The organism is Elusimicrobiaceae bacterium (genome assembly GCA_017528825.1).
Classification (GTDB): domain Bacteria; phylum Elusimicrobiota; class Elusimicrobia; order Elusimicrobiales; family Elusimicrobiaceae; genus Avelusimicrobium.
This window is the reverse complement of sequence record JAFXOI010000005.1, coordinates 1-22,527: the sequence shown is the minus strand read 5'-3', so window position 1 is coordinate 22,527 and position 22,527 is coordinate 1. Positions and strand designations below refer to the sequence as shown.

The following is a 22,527-nucleotide window of genomic DNA, read 5'->3' as shown; positions in this document are numbered from 1 at the left end:
ATTAATAATGTCCTTTTTTAGAAGATTTCAAATAGCATTTTGCATAGTCGGACATGGTATAAAACCCTGCCGGCTGTTTCACAAGCCATGCGGCAATTTGTACTGCTGAAGAAGCAAATAAATCACGGTTGAGAGCTTCGTGTGTTAGGGTAATTTTGTCATACACCCCCGTTAAAGAGAGTTGGTGCGTGCCCGGCACTTGGCCGATGCGCTCATACGTGATTTTTTCCACCGGGAAATTAATTAAGTCCGCCAACTTTTTGGCAGTACCCGAAGGTGCATCCTTCTTTTGGTTATGATGAATTTCATGCAGTTGCAAATCATATCCGCTGTAGAGTTGCACCGATTTTTTTAGCAATTCCCCGAAGAAATATACGCTCAAACTGACATTGGGTGCATAAAAAAGCGGAATTTTCCGTTCTTCCTGCATCTGAAATAAAAAGCGTTCGGGCAGATTGGTGGTGCCAATCAAACAAGCGGCTTTGTGTTCTTTGGCCCACTGAAAAGCGTCTTGCGCTCCCTGCGGCGAAGAAAAATCAATAATGATGTCGCCTTGCATGGCCAGCCCGTCACCGGGTTCGCGTCCGCCGGCTACGGCTAAGTCCAGTTGCGGGTTTTGTTTAATGAGGCGTTGAATGGCCTGCCCCATTTTTCCGTTAATGCCGTTGATAATAACTTGTTTCACAGCTCTTTCTCCAATAACCACTCTACAATTTGCCGCGCATTCATGGCAGCCCCCTTGAGCAAGTTGTCAAAGGTAATAAAATAGTGAATCATGGTGGAGTCCTCTACATCTCTGCGCAAACGGCATGCATAAGTAGTTTGCGAACCGCTGATTTGTTTAGGGGTCACTATTTCTTCACTATATTTTAAGTTTGGAAATTTGTTCCATACTGTTTTGACTAGCTCTAAATCAAACGCTTTATCAGCACGCAACGTAACGCCCAAGCTATGAGCATTTTCTACGGCTACGCGCACGGTATGCGGATATACTTTGAGGTGTGGCAAATCTAAAATTTTACGCGTTTCGTACAAACCTTTCAATTCTTCGGAGGTATAGCCATTCTCTTGAATAGAACCGATTAAAGGCACACAGTTATTTTCATACAAAGAACCGTGCGTGTGGAAATCTTCCAGCAATTTCTTACCGCCTCCGCTGATAGCTTGATAGGAACAGAAAAATACTTCTTGTAAATTGTAGTGCGCCATAAGCGGTTTTAGCGTCATGACCAGCCCAGTAGTGGTGCAATTAGGGCTGGCAATCAGCCGCGTATTTGGGGTAATCGTTTGCGGATTGATTTCCGGAATCACCAGCGGCACTTGGGGGTCTTGGCGATATTGAGCGGACATATCAATAATAAAACGTACGCGGTTTTTAAGCTGCTCATAGAGGTGGACGCTATCTGCGTTGTCCGTGCATAAGACTGCAATATCTAAAGCCGGTATTTCATCATTTCTTCCAAAGGTTTTCAGTTCAAAGGGGGAAGAAACTTGTTCTAATTGCGCTCGCAATTTTTGGCCTACGGTGCCATTGATTCCAACGATACCTACTGTTTTCATAATACTCCTAAATCAAAAAGGATTTTTCTGTTTGTCCTAAAATTTGTTCTACCGTTTTTTGATGCTCCGGTGTAATGGGGCCTAACGGCAAACGCACCTGACTTGTGCCAATCCCCAGACAAGACAAAGCATATTTTACGCAGGTGGGATTGGTTTCCAAATAGCACCCTTTAATAAGAGGATATACTTGCTTAAATATCTCAAAAGTTTGGGTCGGTTTATTTTTTTGCCAAGCATGGTACATTTGCACAAAAGCCGGAGCCAAGATATTGCCTGCGGCACTGATAATGCCGGAGGCCTGCAATGATAAATACTGTGGAAACAAATCATCATTACCGCACAAATAATTAATTCTTCCCGATAAACGAGTGGCCATTTCTGTAACGTGCGTCATATCATAATCAGATTCTTTTACCGCTTTGACTTGCGGTACTTTTTCAAGCAGTTGTTCCATGACCGGCAGGGGTACTTTTAAGCCGGTGCGGCCCGGGATATGATAGAGCACGATGGGAGCCCCTAACAAGCCGGCTTGGCGATAATGTTCGATGAGTCCGGCCGGATTGGGTTTATTATAGTAAGGAGTTACAATTAACACTGCGTCGGGATTATGCTTCAAAGCCGCTTGCGTATTTTGCAACATGGTGCGGGTGCAATTGGTGCCGGTACCGATGATTACTTTGACACGCTTGTTGATTTGTTTCATGGCGGCGCATAATAACTCATCCTTTTCGGCTTCGTCCAATGTGGCCGCTTCTGCCGTAGTGCCCAGTAATACCAGTCCGTCTATACCGGCAGCGATTTGTTTTTCTATCAGTGTTTCCAAGGCGGTAAAATCAATTTTTCCCATTGTTGTAAATGGAGTGGCCAAAGCCGTATAAATCCCTCTAAACATATCTCCTCCTGCCTGTTGACTGTCGGTGTTTTTTCTTTCAATTATTCTAGCATTAATTGGTATAATGAAGTAAGATTTACTTTAAAAAGGAGTTTATATATGGAAGAAAATCCGGAAGATACTAATACAATTCCCAATACGGACATTCACGGACCGGAAAATTGGGAACAAAAATTAAAAGAGAATGAAAAAACAGTTCCTCCGCAGGATATTGAAATTGTACCCGCGGATCATAAAGACCCTTCTCCTATACATACCTCTGTCGGGTTTTGGTTCTTTTTGCTGTTGATCGCATTTTGTATTTCCGCTGTTTGCGGCGTTTATCTGAGCGTAAAGCCCGGCATGACCTGCCAAAAGGAAGAAATCGTTGCCGATACTTCTTTTGCATTTAAGAAAAATTCTAAGAATAAAAAGGAAGCCGGTCTGGCATGGATTAAAGTGCGCGGCGTCATTGAAGAGTCGGAGGATTCCAGTCCGTTTAGCCGTCCTTCCAGTGCTTCTTCTATATCCAAACGGATTCGGGAAGCTGCTAAAGACGAACGTGTAAAAGCCATTGTGCTGGATATCAATTCGCCGGGTGGTACTGTAGCTTCCGTGCAGGATATTTATGGCGAAATTTTAAAAGCCAAAGAACAAGGCAAAAAAGTAGTCGCTTTGTTTAGAGATGTGGCGGCCAGCGGTGCTTTTTATATCGCCATGGCAGCTGATCAAATTGTGGCCGAACCCGGCACCATTACCGGTTCTGTAGGTGTGATTATGCAAGCCGGAAATGTGGTAGGCTTGTTTGATAAATTAGGAATTCAAATGACGCCGATTACGTCCGGAAAATATAAAGACATCGGTTCTGCCTACCGCCAAATGACGGAAGCGGAAAAGAATTTGCTGCAAGATATGGTTAATGACACCTATTCTCAATTTTTCTCAGCAGTAAAAGAAGGCCGTCCCAATGTGGCCCCGGATATTTTAGCCGAATACACCGACGGACGCGTGTTCACCGGTCAACGCGCCTACAACTTAGGCTTTATTGATAAATTAGGTGGGGAAGAAACAGCCAAACAATTGGCCGGAGAGCTGGTAGGACTGAAAGATCCTAAAATCATCAGCCAGAGAAAAGATAACTTGCGTGATTTGATTTTCTCATTTAGCTCCGATATGGAAAGCAAGAGCTTGCCTAAACAACTGCAAACATTAAGCACACCCAGTGTGTCGTATTTGTGGGTGTTTTAGGAGGAATTATGCGGGCATTGTGGAACGCCTATTTTTCATATGTAAAAGATCCTGCCTCCACGGTACGCCAGTTGGTGCAAGAGCGCCGCTTTAATGCGGCCTTTGCCGGATATGGTGTAGCGGCTTTGTGTTGGGTCTGTTTCTTTTGGCTGGGGAAAGATTTATCTGCTTGGGGTTTTTTGTGGCGGTTTGTCTTTTTCTGGTTACTGGAAGTGTCGCTGGGTTATTTGTGGGCGGCATTATCGGGTTTGTTTTTGAATTTCTTTTCTGATGATAATGGCCCGTCCGCGTTATTTATTGCGCTGGGCATTTCCGGTTTTGTGCAAGGGCTTTTGTTGTGTTTTTCTTTGATTGCAATGGCCTCAGAAGGTTTTGCTCCGCTGATGGCTTTGGTATGTGCGGTGACGTTAATTTTACGTTTTTCGTTTGCCGTGCTCAATGCTGCGCGTGCGGTGCAGGTAAGCCTCAACAAAGCCTTAGGAGCGCTGTGTTTTGTGTTGGTGCCGGCGGCTGCGGCGGTGTGTTTATCCATTGGTGCTGTGGCCCTGTTAATCAGCTTGGCTATTTAGGAAGTTTTTGTGAAAAAAGAGACTGCTTGTTGAAAGCGGTCTCTTTTTCGTCTGGGCCTTTTTGCCTAACTAAGATAGGTCTAAAAGCCCTTGTGTAAGAAGTATTTTTTTACCATACTATAAGTATGAAGAGGATATTTTACACTTTTAATGCTTTGCTGTTGTCTATCAGTCTGTGTGCACAAACGCAATTACAAACGAGTGCACAGTTCGGCGCGCCTTCCCAACAAACAGACACGCAAATAGGTCTGCAATATCCGCTTCCAAACCTTCAAATAAATCCTATTAATTGGGAAGAATCCCGCAAACTTTCTCAAATGTTAGATCCGTATATGGCAAATCTTGAAATTGAGTTGCCCCCTGTTTCGGATATACCGGATTATCGCCGCAATAAGATGATTGTAGATGCTAATCTGTTACAGGATATTTTGCTACATAAAACTTATATTTCAGAATTAAGTTTGCAAGACGCACAAGATTTGGCTTATTATTTTGCGTTTGCAGATTCAAGTGTAGATTTAGTGGATCTATTATTTAAGCGCATGGAAAGAACGCCGCTGGAAGATGAAAAATTACTTTCTTTTTATGCGATGGCCGCCTCCAGTTTATCGCATAATTGCCGTTTCCGCACCCAAGGAGAACGCCTAAGCGTAAGAGATCGGGCTATACAAGAGGTAGAGAAGGCGTCTCTGAACCACATGTCTGCCAAATATGCTATTTGGCCGGCCCGGGTGCTACTGATGTTATCGGCGTATGCTTCCGAATATGATTGGCCGTGTGTGATGGATGAGGCGGGCCATTTGCGTTTAGAAAACAGTTTGAAACGGATGATTAATAATTATAATTGGTTGCAATATTATGAAACGGATTATGTAATGACCGGCGTAAAAAAGAAGAAACTGTGGCATCCCAGTAACCAAACTACTATGCTTTCTTTGTTCTCTCAAGCCAACAATTTCTTTGCTTCCAAGGATGAGGATTCTACGCTTGAATCTTTTACTAAGACGGGAGGCATGAACCCGATAATTCGTTGGGCACAAACCGGTGATATGGAAACGGCTGCGCAATTGCGTTTTGCAAATGACGGAGAAGTATTTTATTTTAATCATCCTACTCCCGGTACCGACGGCAAAGGAAATTACGTAGATTCCGACAATGGCCACCGCCATCAGGTGTTGTCATTTTTGGTAGAGGCCCTGTGTGTTTCTTATGCGACGCGTCCAAGCAAAGAAGCCTCTAAATTGATTGAAGAATTTACCCGCAGTTATTTTGCCACCGATTCAGATGGCCACTTTACCAAGTATTTGTACGTTCCTTTGATTTCTATGCGCACCGGAAGAGAATTATTTGAGAACGCATTTTTGGAAGGATGGGGGCCCAACGAACAAGCGTTGCAGAGCGAATTATACGCGAAGATTAAAAAAGGATATCCGGCTTCTGTAGTATGCACTACAGTACAAGGAATTTGTGAAGTAACGGCCGAATGGACAGGGCTCGGCTTGCTGTTCGAGACGCTCGGTATAGGTGTGAAGGCCGGCGTAAAAGTGGTTGGGAAAAGACTTATGCGCGTAATGCCCATTCGTATGATGTTGGATATTGCGGTGGTGGATTTAGGAGCGCGTAGAGTGCTTCAATTTAGCAAGGCCGGAATAGGAAAATTTTTATCACGATTCGGTTGGAAACAAATGGCGGCGGCCGGAGCGGTTGGCGTAGGAGTGACTGCCGACAAACCGTTGCAACGTCGTCCCGCGCGCTAAAACAAATTAGTGAATTTAATCAAAAACAGCCCCGCAATTTACGGGGCTGTTTTTGTAAGTGTGAAACGAAATTTTATTTTGCAGAAAGTAAAATACGCAGAAAAAAGGTGCGGGTGGAGATCGCCTTCCGGTAAAATTCCTGACGGAATTTTCCTGCAGGCCGGGCTCGCACAGATTTCATATACTTGCGGATTTTTCAAAGTATTTTATTTTTATGACGAGGCCGCAGCGACCGAGAGTATACTGTAAAAGGGCGGAGCCCGAAGTATCCGAGGGAGCGAGAACGAAGTCAGAAAGTAAAATACGCAGAAAAAAAAGGTGCGGGTGGGAATCGAACCCACGAATAAGAGTTTTGCAGACTCTCGCCTTACCACTTGGCCACCGCACCGTCACAACTACTTAAGTTGTTACCTATATTATAGCAAAAAAACACTTTTTTGAAAAATACCCCTTGAAAAAATTTACTTTTAGTTTATACTAGCGGTAGGGGAAGCCAACAGAGAGCCTATTTTTGAAAGGGTTATGTCCCGTAGAGGGGCGCGGCTTCCCCCCTTTTTTGTGTCTGCCAAAGGAAAAATATCTCATCATTGCTCTGCTTTTTTGATATAATATAAGTAGCTGAAAAAGTACTCCGCCGCAAAAATCACTTTTGCGAAATGTATATTTTTGCTATAATATACAGGACGTCTTTTTTGCGGGCGTAGTTCAATGGTAGAACGTCAGCCTTCCAAGCTGGTCACGTGGGTTCGATTCCCATCGCCCGCTTTTTAGTCCTAGTAGGACGATAAAACAATTTAGGTGTAAATAGCACCGAATGCTGGGGTAGCTCAGCTGGTAGAGCATCTCCATGGTAAGGAGAAGGTCGTGGGTTCGATCCCCATCCCCAGCTTATTTTGAAAAGACTAAGTAGTAAATAAGTAAACTAAAAACAGGAGAACTAACACAAATGGCAAAGGAAAAATTTTCCCGCAGCAAACCGCACGTGAACGTCGGTACCATTGGTCACGTAGACCACGGTAAGACCACGCTCACCACCGCTATTACCAAAGTATTAGCCAAAGAAGGTAAAGCCAAAGCTATGGCTTACACGGATATCGCCAAAGGCGGTGTGGTCCGTGACGCTTCTAAAATCGTAACGGTTGCTGTTTCTCACGTAGAATACGAATCCGAAAAACGCCACTATGCACACATCGACTGCCCGGGACATGCTGACTACATTAAAAACATGATCACCGGTGCCGCTCAGATGGACGGTGCTATCTTGGTGGTGTCTGCGGTAGACGGCCCGATGCCGCAAACCCGCGAACACGTACTTTTGGCCAAACAGGTAAACGTACCCAAATTGGTCGTGTTCTTGAACAAAGTAGATTTGATGGACGATAAAGAAATGTTGGATTTGGTAGAAATGGAAATCCGCGAATTATTGTCCAAATATGAATTTGATGGTGACAATACCCCCATCGTACGCGGTTCTGCTTTGAAAGCCATCGAAGGCGATCAAGGTGAACTGGGTGAACCCTGCATCCACCGCTTAATGGAAGCCTTGGACAGCTGGATCCCTGAACCGAAACGCGATACCGATAAACCGTTCTTGATGGCTGTAGAAGACGTATTCTCCATCACCGGCCGCGGTACCGTAGCTACCGGTCGTATTGAACGCGGTAAGGTGCACGTAGGTGACGCTTTGGAAATCATCGGTTTCCGCGATAACTTAAGCACCGTTGCCACGGGTATTGAAATGTTCCGCAAACTCTTGGACGAAGGTATCGCCGGCGATAACGTAGGTATTTTGTTGCGCGGTATTGAAAAGAACCAAGTAGAACGCGGACAGGTTTTGGCTGCGCCGAAATCTATCACCCCGCACAAACATTTCATGGGCCAAGTATACATCTTGAAGAAAGAAGAAGGCGGCCGCCATACCCCGTTAACCCCGGGTTATAAACCGCAATTCTACTTGCGCACCACCGACGTTACCGGCGAACTCAACTTCAAACAAGAAATGATCATGCCGGGCGATAACGCCGAAATCGAAGTGAAACTCATCACCCCGGTCGCTATGGAAGAAGGCTTGCGCTTCGCTATCCGCGAAGGCGGTCACACCGTAGGTGCTGGTGTCGTCACCAAGATCATTGAGTAGTTCTATTGTTTAGTTCACTGTTACAGGGGCATTGGTGCGCCAATGTCCCTGTAGGTATCATAAAGTGAACACAATTTATCGTAAGGAAAATTAAGATGGCAACCAATGAAAGAATCAGCATCGCCTTGGCTTGCACCGTATGCAAGAATAAAAATTATTACCAAGTGCGCGGCAAAAAGAAAGATTATAAATTAGAAGTCAACAAATTTTGCAAGAAATGCGGTAAGAGCACCTTGCATAAGGAAACCAAGGCTTCTTAAGATTTTTGGGGGGAGCGTCGGTTAACTGGTAAACCACCGGTCTCCAAAACCGGGACTGAAGGTTCGAGTCCTTCCGCTCCTGCCAGTTTTACGCAAAGGATTAATTATGAAGAAAGCAACTGATTTCCTAAAACAATGCGTGTCCGAGTTAAAGAAATCCACTTGGTTAAGCCGCAAAGAAGTAGTACAGAGTACTATTTTGGTGGCGATTGTGGTAGCTTTGACTTCTGCTTACGTAGGGATTATAGATTTTGGTCTGACCAAAATATTAGGCCTAATGGTAGGGGGACGCTAATGTCTGAAGAAAAGAATTGGTATGTGGTACATACCCAAACCGGACATGAAGATAAAGTGCGCCAAAAAATCTTGCAACAAATTGAAGTGCAAGGCTTTGGCGACCGCGTGTTTCAAGCGCTAGTTCCGACGGAAGAAGTAGTGGAAGTCAAACAGAATAAGAAAATCCTTCGCAAACGCAAATTCTTCCCCAGCTACGTACTCGTGCAAATGAATTTAACCAGCGAATCCTACTGGTTTATTAAAAACATCATCGGAGTGACGGGATTTTTAGGAGATCCAAATCCGGTCCCGCTTCCGGAAGAAGAAATTGCCGGTATTGTAGAGCTCACCGAAGAAGGTGGCAAACCGAAACATATTGTGAACTTTGAACGGGGCGAAAGTGTACGTATTACCGAAGGTCCGTTTAAGCATTTTATCGGAAAAGTGGAAGAAGTCAACGAGCAGAAAAATAAACTTAAAGTCATGGTAACGGTCTTTGATCGTTCTACCCCGGTGGAAGTAGATTTTCTGCAAGTGGAAAAGAACTAATTTAAGCCCGTTTTTATCGGGCGTTTGTAGTAAAAATTATTGGAGTAAAAAATGGCAAAAGAGAAAAAAATTAAAGGTTACATCAAGCTGCAGATCCCTGCAGGCGCAGCCAATCCGGCACCTCCGGTGGGCCCGGCCTTGGGTCAGCATGGTGTAAATATCATGGAATTCTGCAAACAGTTTAACGCCAAAACCGCGAAACTGGAAAAAGGTATTAAGATTCCGGTCGTCATTACTGTATTTGAAGACCGCTCTTTCACCTTCATCACGAAGATGCCGCCGATGGCTGTGCTTATTGTAAAAAAATTAGGCTTGGCCAAAGGTTCCGGCGCTCCGCACAAAGACAAAGTGGGTAAGATTACCCAAAAACAATGCGAAGAAATCGCCGCTGAAAAATTGCCCGACTTGAATACGAAAGATATTAAACAAGCCGCCGAAATGGTAAAGGGCACCGCCCGCAGCATGGGTGTAGACGTAGTAAAATAAATTTAAATACAGGGAGGGCGTAAGCCCGTTATTACCTAAGGAGTTTTAAGATGGGAAAAAGAATGGAAGCTGCCAAAAAAGCATTTGACGCTAACAAAACCTACAGTTTTGAAGAAGCGGCTCAAATTGTCAAAGACAATGCAAAAGCCAAATTCGATGAAACGGTAGAATTGCACGTCAGCTTAGGCATTGATACCAAAAAAGCCGACCAACAAGTGCGCACCACCGTGGTGCTCCCGCATGGTACCGGCAAAACCAAACGCATTGCTGTTATCGCCAAAGGTGAAAAAGCGCAGGAAGCGCAAAAAGCCGGCGCTGACAAAGTGGGTGCGGAAGATATCGTAGACGAAGTTATCAAAGGAAAAATTGACTTTGATGTATTGGTTGCCACTCCGGATACGATGAAAGATTTGGCCAAAGCTGCCAAAATCTTGGGCCCTCGCGGGCTAATGCCGAACCCGAAAAGCGGCACGGTAACTTTTGATTTGGCTAAAACAATCTCCGAATTGAAAGCCGGCCGTGTGGAATTCAAAGCAGATGCCTATGGTATCGTGCACACCATTATTGGTAAAGCGTCTTTTGACGCTGCCAAATTGGCGGAAAATGCAAAAGCCGTAATGGACACCATTCTTCGTGTAAAACCCAGCACCTCTAAAGGGGTTTATGTGAAGAGCATTTCCATGAGCTCTACCATGGGCCCGGGGTTATTTATTAACAAATAACCGTCTCTTTTGCAATGAAAAAACCCCCGTACTTTTGTACGGGGGTTTTATTATGTTTGTTAATGTTTATTTGCAACTAGCGTTAGCCACGCTTTCCGCACTTCCGGATATCGCCTTGCCACCGTTGTTAATCCACCAATCGCAAAACAGTTGAAACGTTTCGTCATAAGCAGGAACTGGGTAGTATTCTCGTAATCGAGACATGCTGTTTGTCCAAGTCCAGGGTTGCCCAATAGATTTTACAAAGGTATAGCCACTATTTTTTGAATTTACGAATAATTTGGAACTAGGAACAAAGTTGATACTGATAGCGTTATTGTTTTCAAGGTAGGTCCAATAAGTTCCTTCATCTGTACTACATTGCCCCCAGCCAGTTGTAGATTTGCAATTTACAGATTGGATTAATGAGTTCCAATCTCCGGTATCATATCCATTTTCCATGGTGTAGGAGTCTACATCCTGCATGAGCGCTCGTAGTGTAGTTTGTACCTGTACAAATTGCGCTTTTCTAGAGGCCTTTTCATACATAGGTAGTGCGGCGGCAGTTAAGATAGCAATAATTACCACCACTACCAGTAATTCGACGAGAGTAAAACCTTGTTTCTTTTTCATACCGTTCTCCTTATTATTTTTTGGAAAACGGATGCAAAAACGGCTGCCTTATTTGAGCCAAGTCTAGTAACCCAAATAAAACAGCCGTAGTTTATCGCCAAAACGATAAACGTTTGGCATAAAACAAACGGCTCATGACTTCCGTTCATTCTATACCTAAACGACTGTCTTTGGACTAGACTTGTGCTGTTAGTATTTAACAGCGCTCCGTATTCTGCATACGGTTCCAAAAACAGATTAAAATTGTATGCCAAATGAACATCATTTGACCTTCTTATTATACTAAAATTGCTACAATGAGGTATGATTAAAAAATTTTTGTTTTTACTGATTGGTTTATTATGGACCTCTTTGGGGACGGCACAGGTAAGTTTTGTGTCCGTCACCGATGAGGATGCGCACAGTAAAAAAGAAGATTTTTGGCATACCTTTGAGTATTATATTATTCCCGCCAAAGGGCAAGTGAGCAAATGCCAAGCCACGCGCATTAGTAAAAATTGGTTTGCCACTGCGGCGCATTGTGTCAAAAATAGTTGTCAAAATGGATGCACGTTGCGCATGGATTTATTAGAGCAACCGGTTTCCATATTTATAGATACCAAGCACACCGCGCAAAAACCCGCTGTTTTCATTCATCCTTCTTATAATCCGTCTATTCCGGTAGCTTATGATTTTGCACTTTTGAAAATGGATTTTGCCAATTTGCCGGCCAAATACTATCGGCGCCCCCAAGGGGCAAACGGACAGAATGTAGAAGTCAACCGGGCTTATTTTAATGCATTTTTGCAGCAAAATCCGTCCGCCAGACGAGAGTTTGACCAAGCGATACGCCCGCATTTGCCGCCTATCTTAGTGTTTAGCGGACTTACGCGGCGAATAGACCGCACTTTATCTGTAATTTCTATTTTCGATGGGAAAAGAAATATTCTGATCAATCCAAACCCTACGGAATACGTCAAGGAATTAGGCTTTGCTTATACCAAGAATTTTGGCGTGCGCAAAGGTATGAGCGGATCCGGCGTGATGACCAATACCGGCGAGCTGGCGGGCATTATTTCCGCTACGTTAGGCATTGGGCCGGCAAATAAACAAGAAAAAGATTATTTTATGTTTGCGGTATTTAATCAGGATTTACTAGATTTTATGGAAGAGACGATGGGCAGTGATTTTTACAAATTAGACCGCAAAGACGCTTATCCCAATTATCTTTCTATTTCTCAAGCAGATCATAGCGAAGTCATTTCAATTATGAAGGATTATCGACTCAGGACAAGGGCAAAAGCGAAGGGCACTACTAAAAAATAACTCCCACCGATTGGCGGGAGTTTTTTAGATTTATTTGCTTTTTCGTCTTTCGGCACGTTTGGCTAAACGCTCAGCCTTGGTTTCGCGGCGTTTATAACCGGCATGCTCGGGGTTTTGGGCGGCTTCATTATCTAAACTGCCGTTCCATTCAAATTCCCGCCCGCCGGCCACTAACGTATCTCCGTCCTGCACGCCGGCTTTTAACAGGGCTTTTTCCAAACCGATTTTTTTGAAAATACCGCGCAAGCGGCTGACGGCCTCTGTTTGCGTGAAATTGGTCATGGCAATAAATTCATCAATTTTTTTGCCCGTAATATGCACGATGCCTTCCTCGTCGCGGGTAATGGTAAAAATCGGCTCTACTTTGTGCAAAGCGGCTTGCGGTTTTTCCATTTTTATAACGGGCACCGGAGTAACAGATAAAATTTTGACCACCTCATCAAGCACCTGTTTAACCCCTTGACCGGTCGCGGCAGACATGAGCATTACTTTGCATTTTTTATATTTCTTTGAGAGCTGCTCATACACCTTTTGGGCCGAGGGTAAATCTGCCTTATTTACTACGATAATGCGCGGTTTTTTGGCTAGATTTTTGTCAAATTGTTTGAGCTCGTTTTCAATCACTTTGACAGATGAAACGGCGTCTAGTCCGTCAAAGCCATCCGGATCCACTAAGTGTAATAAAACGCGGGTGCGCTCAATATGTTTTAGAAATTGATGTCCGAGGCCCTTGCCTTCGCTGGCGCCTTCAATAATGCCCGGGATATCAGCCGTGGCAAAAGAAGTGCCCTTGTGCAAGGTGATACCTAAATTGGGATTGAGTGTGGTGAAGGGATAATCGGCAATGCGCGGGCGTGCGCTGGAAATAGCGGTTAAAAAGGTGCTTTTTCCGGCGTTGGGAAAGCCCAGTAAGCCCAAATCAGCCAGCACTTTTAATTCTAAAATTAAGGTTACTTCTTCGCCGGGTTGGCCCAATTCGGCAAATTTGGGGCACGTATTATTGCGGGTTTTAAAAGATTGGTTTCCGCGTCCGCCCATGCCGCCTTTGGCTACTAGCAGTTGTTGCCCGTGCGCGGTGATATCGCCGAGTAATTGACCGTCTTTATAAATCAGCGTACCTAACGGAACCAGTACAATGGTATCTTCACCGCCACGTCCGGTTTTATTGTAGGTGCCGCCTTTTTCGCCGTTTTGTCCTTCAATATGCGGATTGTAAGCCAGTTCCAAAAGAGTGGTCAGGTTGCTTTCGCCTTGGATAATTACGTCGCCGCCTTTGCCGCCGCAACCACCGTTGGGGCCGCCAAACTCGATGAATTTTTCGCGGCGAAATGACATGCAACCGTCTCCGCCTTTACCAGCGGTGATGTAAATTTTGACATGGTCCAAAAAACTTCCTGACTGCATATTATTTCTCCCGCGCTGTTGCGCTGATGGCGGCTAACAATTTTTTCCAAATTTGGCCAACTTTGAATTTTTGACTCACTTGCGTACCGAGAGTCGCTTCGCTCCCGTTCTTCTTAGTACGCGGCGTTCGTAAGAAAATTCAAATTTGTCTGGAATTTGAAAAAAATCACGCTGCATTACGAACGGCCTTTTTCATATTGTATCAAAAGTGATAACTACAAACGAGCAATTATTAGTCAAAAAAAGCGGCGGGTAGTGGCCCGCCGCTTTTTAATCAGACAGATTATTTGGTTTCCGTCTTTTTGGCTTTGGCCGGAGCTTTTTTGGCGGCCGGTTTAGCTTTCGGAGCAGCGGCTTTTACTTCTTTTTTAGCGGCTGCTTTGGCAGGGGCCTTTTTGGTTTCCGTTCCTTGCGGATAGACGGAAATTTTCTTTTTGCCTCTGTAAGCCCATTCAAAGGTTACAATGCCGTCTACGCGGGCAAAAAGGCTGTCATCGCTGGCGCGGGTTACATTGGTACCCGGCAAGAATTTGGTGCCTTTTTGGCGGACGATGATTTCACCGGCGTGTACGAATTGGGAACCGAAGCGTTTGACACCCAAACGTTGACCGTGGCTGTCGCGTCCGTTAGAGGAAGAACCTTGTGCTTTTGTATGTGCCATAGTTTTCTCTCCTTACCCGAGTACAATGTCGGCGATTTTAATTTGCGTTAAATCCTGTCTGTGACCTTGGGTTCTTTCATACCCTTTTTTCGGTCTGCGTTTGAAGACCAGGATTTTCGGACCTCTCAAATGTTTAATCACTTGAGCGGTGACCTTGGCGTTTTTAGATGCCTTGGTATCTGCTGAGGTACCTTCTTCGTTAGCGGCCCAAAGAACTTTAAGTTCTACTGTGGCTCCCACTTCCGCGTCCAGCTTTTCCACCTGCAGATCTTGACCGGGTTTCACCCAGTACTGTTTTCCACCAGTTTCAATAATTGCGTACATGTTATTTTCCATTTTTAGCGCACAAACCTCTGCCCCGCTTGCGCGCGGCAGAAGCAAGTGTGCTTCCTTCAAGTACATATATTATAGCTTATTTTTTGTTATAATGAAAAGGTCAAGTGTAGTTTTGCTTGGCGTACAATTTAATCTGTTTTTGGAACCGTATGCAGAATGCGGATCGTTTTTAGATAACTAAAAACCCTCTTGTAGTCCGAAAACAGTCGTATTAAGCACAAAGCGAACGGAATAATTACCCGGTCGTTTTGTGCTGAATGTTTATCACTTATAAGTGATAAATTACGGCTGTTGTTATGGGATGATTACAAGAGGATCTGATAATAACGGCCGTTTTTTATGTCCGTTTTCCAAAGACACATCTTATAAGGTCATCCTGAAAAGCTGTAGTTCAGGATCTCCGCCTTATAAAAACAAAAAGGAGAATGGATATGAAAAATCAAAAGGCGTTTACGCTGATTGAATTACTAGTTGTGGTACTCATCATTGGTATTTTGTCTGCTATTGCGTTGCCACAATATGAGAAAGCAGTAGAAAAAAGTAAAGCCGCAGAAGCTGTAACTGTCCTGCGTGCGGTTTCTGAGGCAGAAGAGGTTTATTGGCTGGCTAATGGCAACTTTACCGACAGATTTGATTTATTAGATGTGGATATTGCTTGGACAGGCAGGGAACAATCTCGTACATATAATCAATCTGATGTGCGTTCCAATGCCGATTGGTCATTGGAATTTTATAAAGATTCTGACCCAACATTAGCAATAAATGTTGTACGTCGGTCAGGCCCCTATAAAGGGGCTGCATTTCAAGTGAACCTTCAACATTACCAGGACTATTATCATTTGCAAGCACCTATCTGCAGAGAGTTTCATCAAACCATCAAATTCCCTTTTCAAAAACAGAAAGGTGATTACTGTGAGAAAATTTTTCACGGTACATTTTTAAGCGGCAGTGCTTGGTCAGATAATTATACACTTCCTTAATTCCGCCCGCTATACAATAATCCCGCCGCCTAGTACAATGTCTTCATCATACAAAACCGCACTTTGCCCTGCGGTAATAGAGAGCTGCGGCTCTTTGAATTTGGCACTTAGGGTGCCGTCACTGTTGAGTGTTACTTGCGCCGGCGCGGCGTGGTGTAAATTACGTATTTTAACAAGGGCTTCAAATTGCTCTGCCGGAGCGTGACCGCGCGTCCACGTCAAGCGCGTGGCTTGCAACGTATCTTTATACAAAGCATTTTTCGGGCCGATAATCACTTGGTTTTTGGGAGCATCAATGCCGACCACATACATGGGCTCTTTGTATCCGCTCAGGCCCAGTCCTTTGCGTTTGCCGATGGTGTAACCCCAAATGCCCGTATGCTTGCCGATGACTGTTCCATCTTGCAATACCAAATCGCCCGGTTTATTGGGGAAATTGAGTAAATCATTATAGTCGCCGCAATAGAAATCTTGGCTATCCTCTTTATCAGCCACCGCTAATCCGGCTTTCCGCGCGATTTCACGGATTTGCGGTTTGGTCATTTCTCCCAGCGGAAATAAAATTTCTTTTAATTGCTCTTGCGTTAAGCGGTGTAAAAAATAACTTTGGTCGCGCGATAAATCTTTGGCGGTTTTTAATAAAAAGTCCCCGCTTTTTTCATCTTGTTCCACGCGTGCATAATGCCCGGTGGCAAATTTATCAAAGGCAATGCCTTGTGCGCGTGCCGCTGTGGGCAGTACGCCAAATTTAATGCGGCTATTGCACCAAATACACGGATTGGGTGTGCGACCGCTGGCATATTCACTGCGGAAATTATCTAGCACCGCTTGGCGATACGCCTCACGGCAGTCCACGGTCAAATATTCAATGCCCAGTTTTTCCGCCAAGGCACGAATTTCTTGCAAATCTTCTTTTTTTTCCGGAGAAAGACACGCATTTTTATTGTGCGCGCCTTTGGGGATAGGCAGGGAATCATCCCAAATGAGCATGGTGGCTCCGATAACACGGTAGCCTTGCTCTTTAAGCAGTATAGCCGCGGCCGTAGAGTCTACGCCGCCGCTTAAACCGACGAGTACGGTCTTTTTGTCCATCATTTCCTCACTCAACTGAATTTGTACTTAAGGTTGAAAGCCAAAAGGACACTATATTGTAGTATTTTTGGGAGTGGGTATACCAGCGATCGGCTGCGTGGAGTCGGAGGGAGCGAAAGCCGATCCGGTAGTCGTTGAGACCGCTTGAGCAGAATATAATTTTCGAACGGACGGATAAATACGTTTGAAGGCCGCTACGACACGCGGGTCAAATGCTTTGCCGCTTTCTTGCAAGATATACTCATAGGCATCGTCGGTTCTCCACGCTTTTTTGTACACGCGGGAAACGCACAATGCATCAAACACATCTGCCACGGTAATAATACGCGCTTCGAGGGGTATTTCTTCTTCTTTGAGCCCTTTGGGATAGCCAGTGCCGTTCCATTTCTCGTGGTGGCACAGACTCATCTTATGTGCCATTTGTAATACTTTGGAATGAGCTCCTTCCAAAATGCGGCCACCGTAGACCGTGTGAGATTTCATAATTTCAAATTCTTCCGGAGTTAATTTGCCGGGTTTAAGCAAAATGTTATCGGCCAAGGCCACTTTTCCGATGTCGTGTAAAGGGCTGGCATTTTTAATAAGCTCGGCTTGTTTCTTGGTCATGCCCAAGGCCAGTGCCAGTAAATAAGAGATGATACTGATGTTTTTGAGGTGCGCGCGGGTATCTTGCTGATCGCGGTACTCGGCCGTGACAGCCAAACGGTAAATGGTTTCCAACTGGGCAACGTGCACGTCTTGATACAGACGCGCAATCTCAATAGAGCTGGCAGCTAATGTAGCCAGTAATACTAAAATCCCTTCGTCTTTTTTGTCAAACGGCGTGCCATCTGCTTTGTTGGCCACCTGAAATACGCCGAGTACTTTGCCGGAATTGTTTTTAAGTGGCACTGCTAGTAAAGTATGCGTGCGAAATCCGGTCACCATATCTACAGCCATCGAGAAACGTTCGTCTTCATAGGCGTTAGGCAGATTGATAGATTGACCGGTGCGGGCCACCGCAGAAATGATGGTATTTCCTTCTAACGGCAAGCGAATTTCTGTATGTTCTAAACCTTTTCCCTGCGCAATTTTGGACCACAATTCTTTGCGTTCCCCGTCTTTGAGGTAAATGGTGCAACAACCTACATCAAGCATACGGGTAATTTGTTTGGCAATAATATCGAGTAGTCTGTCCAAACGCACTTCGCTGGAAATGCGCGCGCCAAACTCAACGAGCAGATTTAACTTCTCGTCGGCGGATAATTTGGGTGTTTCGCTCTTGAACTGGTCCATAGTTAGTAAACAAGCATATAAAAGGCTGTGCTTTTGCCGTCGGATAGTATCGCTGTAAGGCGACGTTTAGCTCTAGCGCGGTCCAATTGGACAAACAATATATTTGAGCAATTTGTTGCCGCGCGATATCTTTTACATTTTCAAGAACTACTTGGGTTGCCTGCGCAGGGAAAATTAAACTCATTCCACCCGCTGGCAACGGAAAATGACTATACCCACACTCTACTAAATTTTTACCTACCTGTGCGCTCAATATTTTCTGCGCGCGTTCGGACAATTCTGTTACGGGAAATAATAAAGCAGAGTCTTCCAAAGCTGTTTTGGGGGAGGTATTTTGCGTCCGCGGGGGTTTAGGAAAGGAATAATCCGTTACAAAACGTACGTGAGATGCTAATTTTTCGGCTCGCTTTTGCCAAGCCGGTAAAGCGGCAAATAAAAAGGGCAAGTGTTTTAGAAAGACATAAATTTCAACGCTGTCGGTTAATAAGGGAAGTGCTTTGCGTTTGCCCGTATTTTCCCAACGTACCAATAATTTTTTAGCGGTTTGCAAACAAACAACCGAGTTGCCGGTCAGATAAAATTCGAGTCCGCTGGAGGTGTGTTGCCAAATAACGGGCTGCTTGGCATGGGCCAGTTGCAGGGTTTTTTCTGCCACGGAAGCATCCACATATTGCGCATACAAAGAAGGCAAATAAATAAGATCCGGTTGTTCTGTTTTTTCTATATGTTTGGTAAATGTTTTTGGGCGGCGCGGCAAAATTCTATACAAGTGTTTGAGCCATCCCGGGTATAAAGGATAAAACGGAATCAGGATGCCTAACCGACGTAACAAGAAGAGAAATTTCACCAGCACACTAGCGGTTTTTGGAAAGTGCAAATGTAGCCAAAACCAGCCCTTGAGCAAAGGCGGGAATAAAGAAATTTCATAGGTCCGCGCGGCGGCGAGCAGTTGATGGGGTACAGGAACTGTTCCTGCACACAGCGTACTGCATTTAGCACAGAACATACAGCTGCGTATCATCTGTTCGAGCAGAGGAGCGGCTTGATTATTTTTTAGTTTTCCTTCCAGCACCAGTCGCATTAATTGCACGCGTCCGCGGGGTGAAAACGTTTCTTGAGGATGCAACAAATAAGAGGGGCATACTCGGCTGCACGCATGACAGCGGGTGCAAGCCACCACACTATTTTGCCAAGACAAGCAGGTATCTGCGGCGGGCATGGGTTGTTGAGGGTTTAGATATTTATATTTTTTCATGCTCCCTCCGTAGAAAACGCCGGGGACAAGAACAATCCGTCGGGATCTATTTCTTTTTTAACAGCTCTGAATAATTCATCGGCGTGGGGTGTTTGCGGCGCGAGGGCCTCTGTCTGGCAAGCCGAGGCATAAATTTTGAAAGTAAGTTGCGTGATAATTCCCAAGGCTCCCCATGAACCGGCCAGCAAGCGGCCTATATTATAACCGGCGGCATTTTTCATCACTTTTCCGCCGTAGGAGATAAAATCTCCATTGGCAAGCAGGGCCTCTATCCCTGTAATTTGAGAGATAAATTCCGGCGCAGCTTTGGTGGCTACCAACGCGCCTAATGTGCCGGTAAAACCGGTTGGCAATTTGGCATAAAGCTGATGACCGGCCAGTGTTTTCACAATGGAGTCTACGGCTACTCCTGCTTGTATGGTAGCGGTATAATTGACCGTATCAATTTCTATAATGTGCGATAAAGAGGACGTAGAAAGCGAGGTAGAATCGGTACTCGGTCCGCCGGTAATGCTACTTTTTTGTTTGCGTTGAAATCGTTGAATGACATCTTGTTGCAAGGCCATTACCTCCGGCCTTGTGGGTTGCTTAGAAAGCGCTTTTTCCTCAAAATTTACAGGAAGAATTTTGGATGGGTTGGCCAAGTGATAAGGGTCAAATGCATTCTTAATTTTTTGGAATAATTGCAAAGTTTGTTGCGAGTATTGGTAGGCCATTAAAGCTCTTTTTTCTACACCTATTCCATGTTCCCCCGATATAGTGCCACCGCAATCCACACAAGTTTTCAAAATCGCTTGCAGGGCTTTTTTGGCTTGACGGGTCTGCTCGGGACTGCGCGCATCAAACACCAGTTGCGGATGGAAATTTCCGTCTCCCGCGTGAAACAACAAACAGGCCTTTACTCCGTAATCGGTAATAATTTGTTGTACTTGTGCCAAGGCGCGCGGCAACTCACTGCGCGGTACGGTGCCGTCTCCTACGGCTATGTTGGGCGCTAATGCGGTCATGGCAGAATAAGCCGCGCGACGTCCTTTCCATAATTTTTCCCGTTCGGCGTCTGTTTGAGCCATCTTAAAAGAGAGGCAATGATGTCGATGACACAAAGTGTCTAAAGTGCGCTGAGCAGTTTGTACTTGGCGTAAAGTGCCGTCCACTTCTATAATCAGCACCGCTTCTGCCAACGGATATCCGGAAGGAGTGGCTTGTTCAATAGCACGCAGCGTATGCCCGTCCATGGCTTCTATGCAACGCGGAATAAGTCCGTGTCTTACCAAATCTGTCACCGTTTCGATACTTTCTGCCAGAGAAGAAAAGGATACTAAAAAGGTGTAAATGTATGGTGGGCATGGTAAAATTTTCACACGCATTTTTTGCACAATGCCCAAAGTCCCTTCGCTACCGGCAATAACTCCCAACCAATCCGGTCCGGCATTGTCATGACGCAATACAAGCGACTGGCCACTGGGGAGCAAAAAATCTGCCTGTAAGGTATTGTCAGCCGTGTTGCCGTATTTCATACAACGAGCCCCGCTGGCGTTTTGAGCTAAATTTCCGCCTAAGGTACACACTTTTTCGCTGGCGGGATCGGGCGCGTAAAAATAATCGAGCGGTTGCAGTACGGCCTGTAATTGCCCTGTAACCACCGCCGGATCTACTTCTGCAAATTGGTGCAGCGTATCAATGCGGTGAATGCGCCGTAAAAAATTTAATTCCAGTATCACACCGCCTTGCACTGCGGCACAACTTCCGGCGTGATTGGTGGCGTGGGCGCGCGTGATGAAAGGAATTTTTTCGCGGGAAAGCAATTGTAATAAAGTAGGCAATTGCGACGGATTTGTCAGCGTTAATACCGCATCCGGCCGATGGCTACTAGGCGAACAATCGTATCCGTTTAACGCCAAAGACGCTTCATCGGTTTTTACGTGCTCACTTCCCAATAACTGTTGAAATTTCTTTACTGTTTTTGGCAATATATACATATAAGAAGCCTCGGCCTTTTCCGACAATTTTGCTATACTGTTATTATATTATTTATGGACAACATCAGACCACAAAGGCAAATTATTGTTGTAGGGGATGTGCACGGCCAGTACGATGCATTTGTAACGATTTTGCGCCATGCCGGACTAATTGACGGACAACTCAATTGGTGCGGGCGGCGTAATCGGTTAATACAAATGGGAGATATTTTGGACCGTGGTCCTAAGCCGCGCCAAGTGGACGATTTGTTAGATAAAATTCAGCAGCAGGCCAATGCCGAACAAGGAGAAGTGATCCGGTTGGTGGGCAATCATGAGTTAGAACTGCTCATGAGCAATTTTTTAATTTCCGGTTTTGGCAAAGAAGAAGCGCGTTATATGCGTGATAAAATAAAACGCCAAGTGCTGGACTTTGAAGTGCGCGCCGCGTATGCTTATAAAGGGTTTTTGTTTACGCATGCGGGAGTGACGCATAAGCTGATGAAAATTTTTAAAATGCAATTAGATGAGCTGACAGAAAATAATGTGTCTCTAATGATTAATATGGTTTTTCGAGAGGCGATTAAGCATGAATTTTTCCGACATCCTATTTTCAATATCAGCTTGCACCGTAGCGGAACAGATAAATTCGGCGGTATTTTCTGGGAAGATTTGGACGATTTATTAGCTTCGTGTCCTCGTAGTGAACTGCGGCAAGTGGTGGGGCACACGCCGGTAGAAGAAATTGTGGTGGATAACGGCCACAACATTATTCCGGTGGATGTGGGATTACAAAATAACTTGCAATATCTAAAAATTGTGGGTGATACCGCCACTCCTATTACAGTATCTTAAATTTTTAACTTGCCTAAAATCTTTTCTGTATAAAAACATTATCCTCTTTGTTGTTTTCCTTTTTGGCCGTTTTCTCGTCGAGAAATAAAAACGCTTGACATCGTTTTTTTTTTTTGATAGTATCTTAAAAGCGGGGATAGTATCCCCTGATGTTTGTTGTGTAAAACACGCATTTTGAGGTTGTTTTATTGAAAAGAATAGAGCTGTAGAAAAGAATATAAAAAGGAGAAACTATGAAAAAAGGTTTCACGTTAATTGAATTATTAATAGTTGTGTTAATTATCGGTGTGTTAACTGCAATTGCTTTGCCGCAGTACCAAACCGCCACCGATAAAAGCCGGTACGCTACTTTGATGCCG

General features: G+C 44.8%; 24 protein-coding genes and 4 tRNA genes. 16 read left to right on the top strand and 12 right to left on the bottom strand.

The window, feature by feature from the left end; translation table 11 throughout:
* Nucleotide 1: 1 nt before the first annotated feature.
* Genes IKN49_01950 through dapA form a run of 3 tightly spaced genes read right to left on the bottom strand, consistent with a single transcriptional unit; the run spans nt 2 to nt 2,452 of the window.
* Nucleotides 2-685: a hypothetical protein gene (locus IKN49_01950; protein MBR3631814.1), complete on the bottom strand. Its 684-nt coding sequence runs from the start codon at nt 683-685 to the stop codon at nt 2-4.
* On the bottom strand, nt 682-1,560 hold the full coding sequence (locus IKN49_01945) for a hypothetical protein (protein MBR3631813.1): 879 nt from the start codon (nt 1,558-1,560) through the stop codon (nt 682-684). The genes IKN49_01950 and IKN49_01945 overlap by 4 nt, the downstream gene beginning before the upstream one ends.
* A 7-nt stretch (nt 1,561-1,567) precedes the next feature.
* Nucleotides 1,568-2,452, bottom strand: a complete 885-nt coding sequence (gene dapA, locus IKN49_01940; GenBank protein MBR3631812.1) for a 4-hydroxy-tetrahydrodipicolinate synthase — start codon at nt 2,450-2,452, stop codon at nt 1,568-1,570.
* Nucleotides 2,453-2,551: 99 nt separating this feature from the next.
* Between dapA and sppA the strand changes: the two genes are divergently transcribed.
* From sppA to IKN49_01925, 3 genes are all read left to right on the top strand, one after another.
* Entirely contained in the window at nt 2,552-3,679 is a 1,128-nt protein-coding gene (gene sppA, locus IKN49_01935) for a signal peptide peptidase SppA (GenBank protein MBR3631811.1), read from the top strand.
* An 8-nt stretch (nt 3,680-3,687) separates the two neighbouring features.
* Nucleotides 3,688-4,248, top strand: a complete 561-nt coding sequence (locus IKN49_01930; GenBank protein MBR3631810.1) for a hypothetical protein — start codon at nt 3,688-3,690, stop codon at nt 4,246-4,248.
* A gap of 125 nt (nt 4,249-4,373) precedes the next feature.
* A complete protein-coding gene (locus tag IKN49_01925) occupies nt 4,374-6,005 on the top strand; it encodes a hypothetical protein (GenBank protein MBR3631809.1) in 1,632 nt (543 codons plus the stop codon).
* A gap of 316 nt (nt 6,006-6,321) precedes the next feature.
* On the opposite strand, the gene IKN49_01920 is transcribed toward IKN49_01925, so the two are convergent.
* A tRNA-Cys gene (locus IKN49_01920) sits at nt 6,322-6,393 on the bottom strand.
* Nucleotides 6,394-6,699: 306 nt separating this feature from the next.
* Between IKN49_01920 and IKN49_01915 the strand changes: the two genes are divergently transcribed.
* From IKN49_01915 to rplA, 9 genes are all read left to right on the top strand, one after another.
* Nucleotides 6,700-6,770, top strand: a tRNA-Gly gene (locus IKN49_01915).
* Between the two features lie 51 nt (nt 6,771-6,821).
* Nucleotides 6,822-6,894, top strand: a tRNA-Thr gene (locus tag IKN49_01910).
* Between the two features lie 57 nt (nt 6,895-6,951).
* The gene (gene tuf, locus IKN49_01905; GenBank protein MBR3631808.1) at nt 6,952-8,142 is read left to right on the top strand and encodes an elongation factor Tu; all 1,191 of its coding nucleotides are present in this window, start codon (nt 6,952-6,954) and stop codon (nt 8,140-8,142) included.
* Nucleotides 8,143-8,237: 95 nt separating this feature from the next.
* On the top strand, nt 8,238-8,402 hold the full coding sequence (gene rpmG / locus IKN49_01900; protein ID MBR3631807.1) for a 50S ribosomal protein L33: 165 nt from the start codon (nt 8,238-8,240) through the stop codon (nt 8,400-8,402).
* A gap of 10 nt (nt 8,403-8,412) precedes the next feature.
* Nucleotides 8,413-8,487: transfer RNA gene (locus IKN49_01895), tRNA-Trp, on the top strand.
* A 21-nt stretch (nt 8,488-8,508) separates the two neighbouring features.
* Nucleotides 8,509-8,697 (top strand): preprotein translocase subunit SecE, encoded by a 189-nt coding sequence (gene secE / locus IKN49_01890; GenBank protein MBR3631806.1) that lies wholly within the window; start codon nt 8,509-8,511, stop codon nt 8,695-8,697.
* The gene (nusG, locus tag IKN49_01885) at nt 8,697-9,227 is read left to right on the top strand and encodes a transcription termination/antitermination factor NusG (protein MBR3631805.1); all 531 of its coding nucleotides are present in this window, start codon (nt 8,697-8,699) and stop codon (nt 9,225-9,227) included. Before secE ends, nusG begins: the two co-directional genes overlap by 1 nt.
* Before the next feature lie 51 nt (nt 9,228-9,278).
* Complete coding sequence (gene rplK / locus IKN49_01880; protein MBR3631804.1) at nt 9,279-9,713, top strand: 50S ribosomal protein L11; 435 nt, start codon at nt 9,279-9,281, stop codon at nt 9,711-9,713.
* A gap of 50 nt (nt 9,714-9,763) precedes the next feature.
* Complete coding sequence (gene rplA, locus IKN49_01875; protein MBR3631803.1) at nt 9,764-10,435, top strand: 50S ribosomal protein L1; 672 nt, start codon at nt 9,764-9,766, stop codon at nt 10,433-10,435.
* Nucleotides 10,436-10,501: 66 nt separating this feature from the next.
* On the opposite strand, the gene IKN49_01870 is transcribed toward rplA, so the two are convergent.
* Nucleotides 10,502-11,047, bottom strand: coding sequence for a prepilin-type N-terminal cleavage/methylation domain-containing protein (locus IKN49_01870; protein MBR3631802.1), 546 nt, complete (start codon nt 11,045-11,047; stop codon nt 10,502-10,504).
* A gap of 303 nt (nt 11,048-11,350) precedes the next feature.
* Here IKN49_01870 and IKN49_01865 point away from each other — a divergent pair, with 303 nt between their 5' ends.
* A complete protein-coding gene (locus tag IKN49_01865) occupies nt 11,351-12,352 on the top strand; it encodes a trypsin-like serine protease (GenBank protein ID MBR3631801.1) in 1,002 nt (333 codons plus the stop codon).
* A 30-nt stretch (nt 12,353-12,382) separates the two neighbouring features.
* On the opposite strand, the gene obgE is transcribed toward IKN49_01865, so the two are convergent.
* The 3 genes from obgE to rplU all read right to left on the bottom strand — a co-directional run bounded on the left by obgE (nt 12,383) and on the right by rplU (nt 14,741).
* Nucleotides 12,383-13,756 carry a GTPase ObgE gene (gene obgE, locus IKN49_01860; GenBank protein MBR3631800.1) on the bottom strand — a complete coding sequence of 458 codons (1,374 nt, stop codon included), beginning with the start codon at nt 13,754-13,756 and terminating at the stop codon, nt 12,383-12,385.
* Nucleotides 13,757-14,039: 283 nt separating this feature from the next.
* Nucleotides 14,040-14,417: a 50S ribosomal protein L27 gene (rpmA, locus tag IKN49_01855; protein ID MBR3631799.1), complete on the bottom strand. Its 378-nt coding sequence runs from the start codon at nt 14,415-14,417 to the stop codon at nt 14,040-14,042.
* Between the two features lie 12 nt (nt 14,418-14,429).
* The gene (gene rplU / locus IKN49_01850; protein ID MBR3631798.1) at nt 14,430-14,741 is read right to left on the bottom strand and encodes a 50S ribosomal protein L21; all 312 of its coding nucleotides are present in this window, start codon (nt 14,739-14,741) and stop codon (nt 14,430-14,432) included.
* Between the two features lie 443 nt (nt 14,742-15,184).
* On the opposite strand from rplU, the gene IKN49_01845 reads away from it, so the two are divergent.
* On the top strand, nt 15,185-15,733 hold the full coding sequence (locus IKN49_01845; protein ID MBR3631797.1) for a prepilin-type N-terminal cleavage/methylation domain-containing protein: 549 nt from the start codon (nt 15,185-15,187) through the stop codon (nt 15,731-15,733).
* Nucleotides 15,734-15,742: 9 nt separating this feature from the next.
* Here the strand turns inward: IKN49_01845 and mnmA are convergent, their stop codons facing one another.
* Genes mnmA through IKN49_01825 form a run of 4 tightly spaced genes read right to left on the bottom strand, consistent with a single transcriptional unit; the run spans nt 15,743 to nt 21,334 of the window.
* Nucleotides 15,743-16,828: a tRNA 2-thiouridine(34) synthase MnmA gene (gene mnmA, locus IKN49_01840; protein ID MBR3631796.1), complete on the bottom strand. Its 1,086-nt coding sequence runs from the start codon at nt 16,826-16,828 to the stop codon at nt 15,743-15,745.
* Between the two features lie 48 nt (nt 16,829-16,876).
* Nucleotides 16,877-18,100: a GAF domain-containing protein gene (locus tag IKN49_01835; protein MBR3631795.1), complete on the bottom strand. Its 1,224-nt coding sequence runs from the start codon at nt 18,098-18,100 to the stop codon at nt 16,877-16,879.
* Complete coding sequence (locus IKN49_01830) at nt 18,036-19,355, bottom strand: (Fe-S)-binding protein (protein ID MBR3631794.1); 1,320 nt, start codon at nt 19,353-19,355, stop codon at nt 18,036-18,038. Before IKN49_01830 ends, IKN49_01835 begins: the two co-directional genes overlap by 65 nt.
* On the bottom strand, nt 19,352-21,334 hold the full coding sequence (locus IKN49_01825) for an FAD-binding protein (protein MBR3631793.1): 1,983 nt from the start codon (nt 21,332-21,334) through the stop codon (nt 19,352-19,354). The genes IKN49_01830 and IKN49_01825 overlap by 4 nt, the downstream gene beginning before the upstream one ends.
* Nucleotides 21,335-21,388: 54 nt before the next feature.
* Between IKN49_01825 and IKN49_01820 the strand changes: the two genes are divergently transcribed.
* Both IKN49_01820 and IKN49_01815 read left to right on the top strand, forming a co-directional pair.
* A complete protein-coding gene (locus tag IKN49_01820; protein MBR3631792.1) occupies nt 21,389-22,168 on the top strand; it encodes a metallophosphoesterase in 780 nt (259 codons plus the stop codon).
* A 233-nt stretch (nt 22,169-22,401) separates the two neighbouring features.
* Nucleotides 22,402-22,527, top strand: a 126-nt coding sequence (locus tag IKN49_01815) for a prepilin-type N-terminal cleavage/methylation domain-containing protein (protein ID MBR3631791.1), incomplete at its 3' end; no start/stop codon positions are given.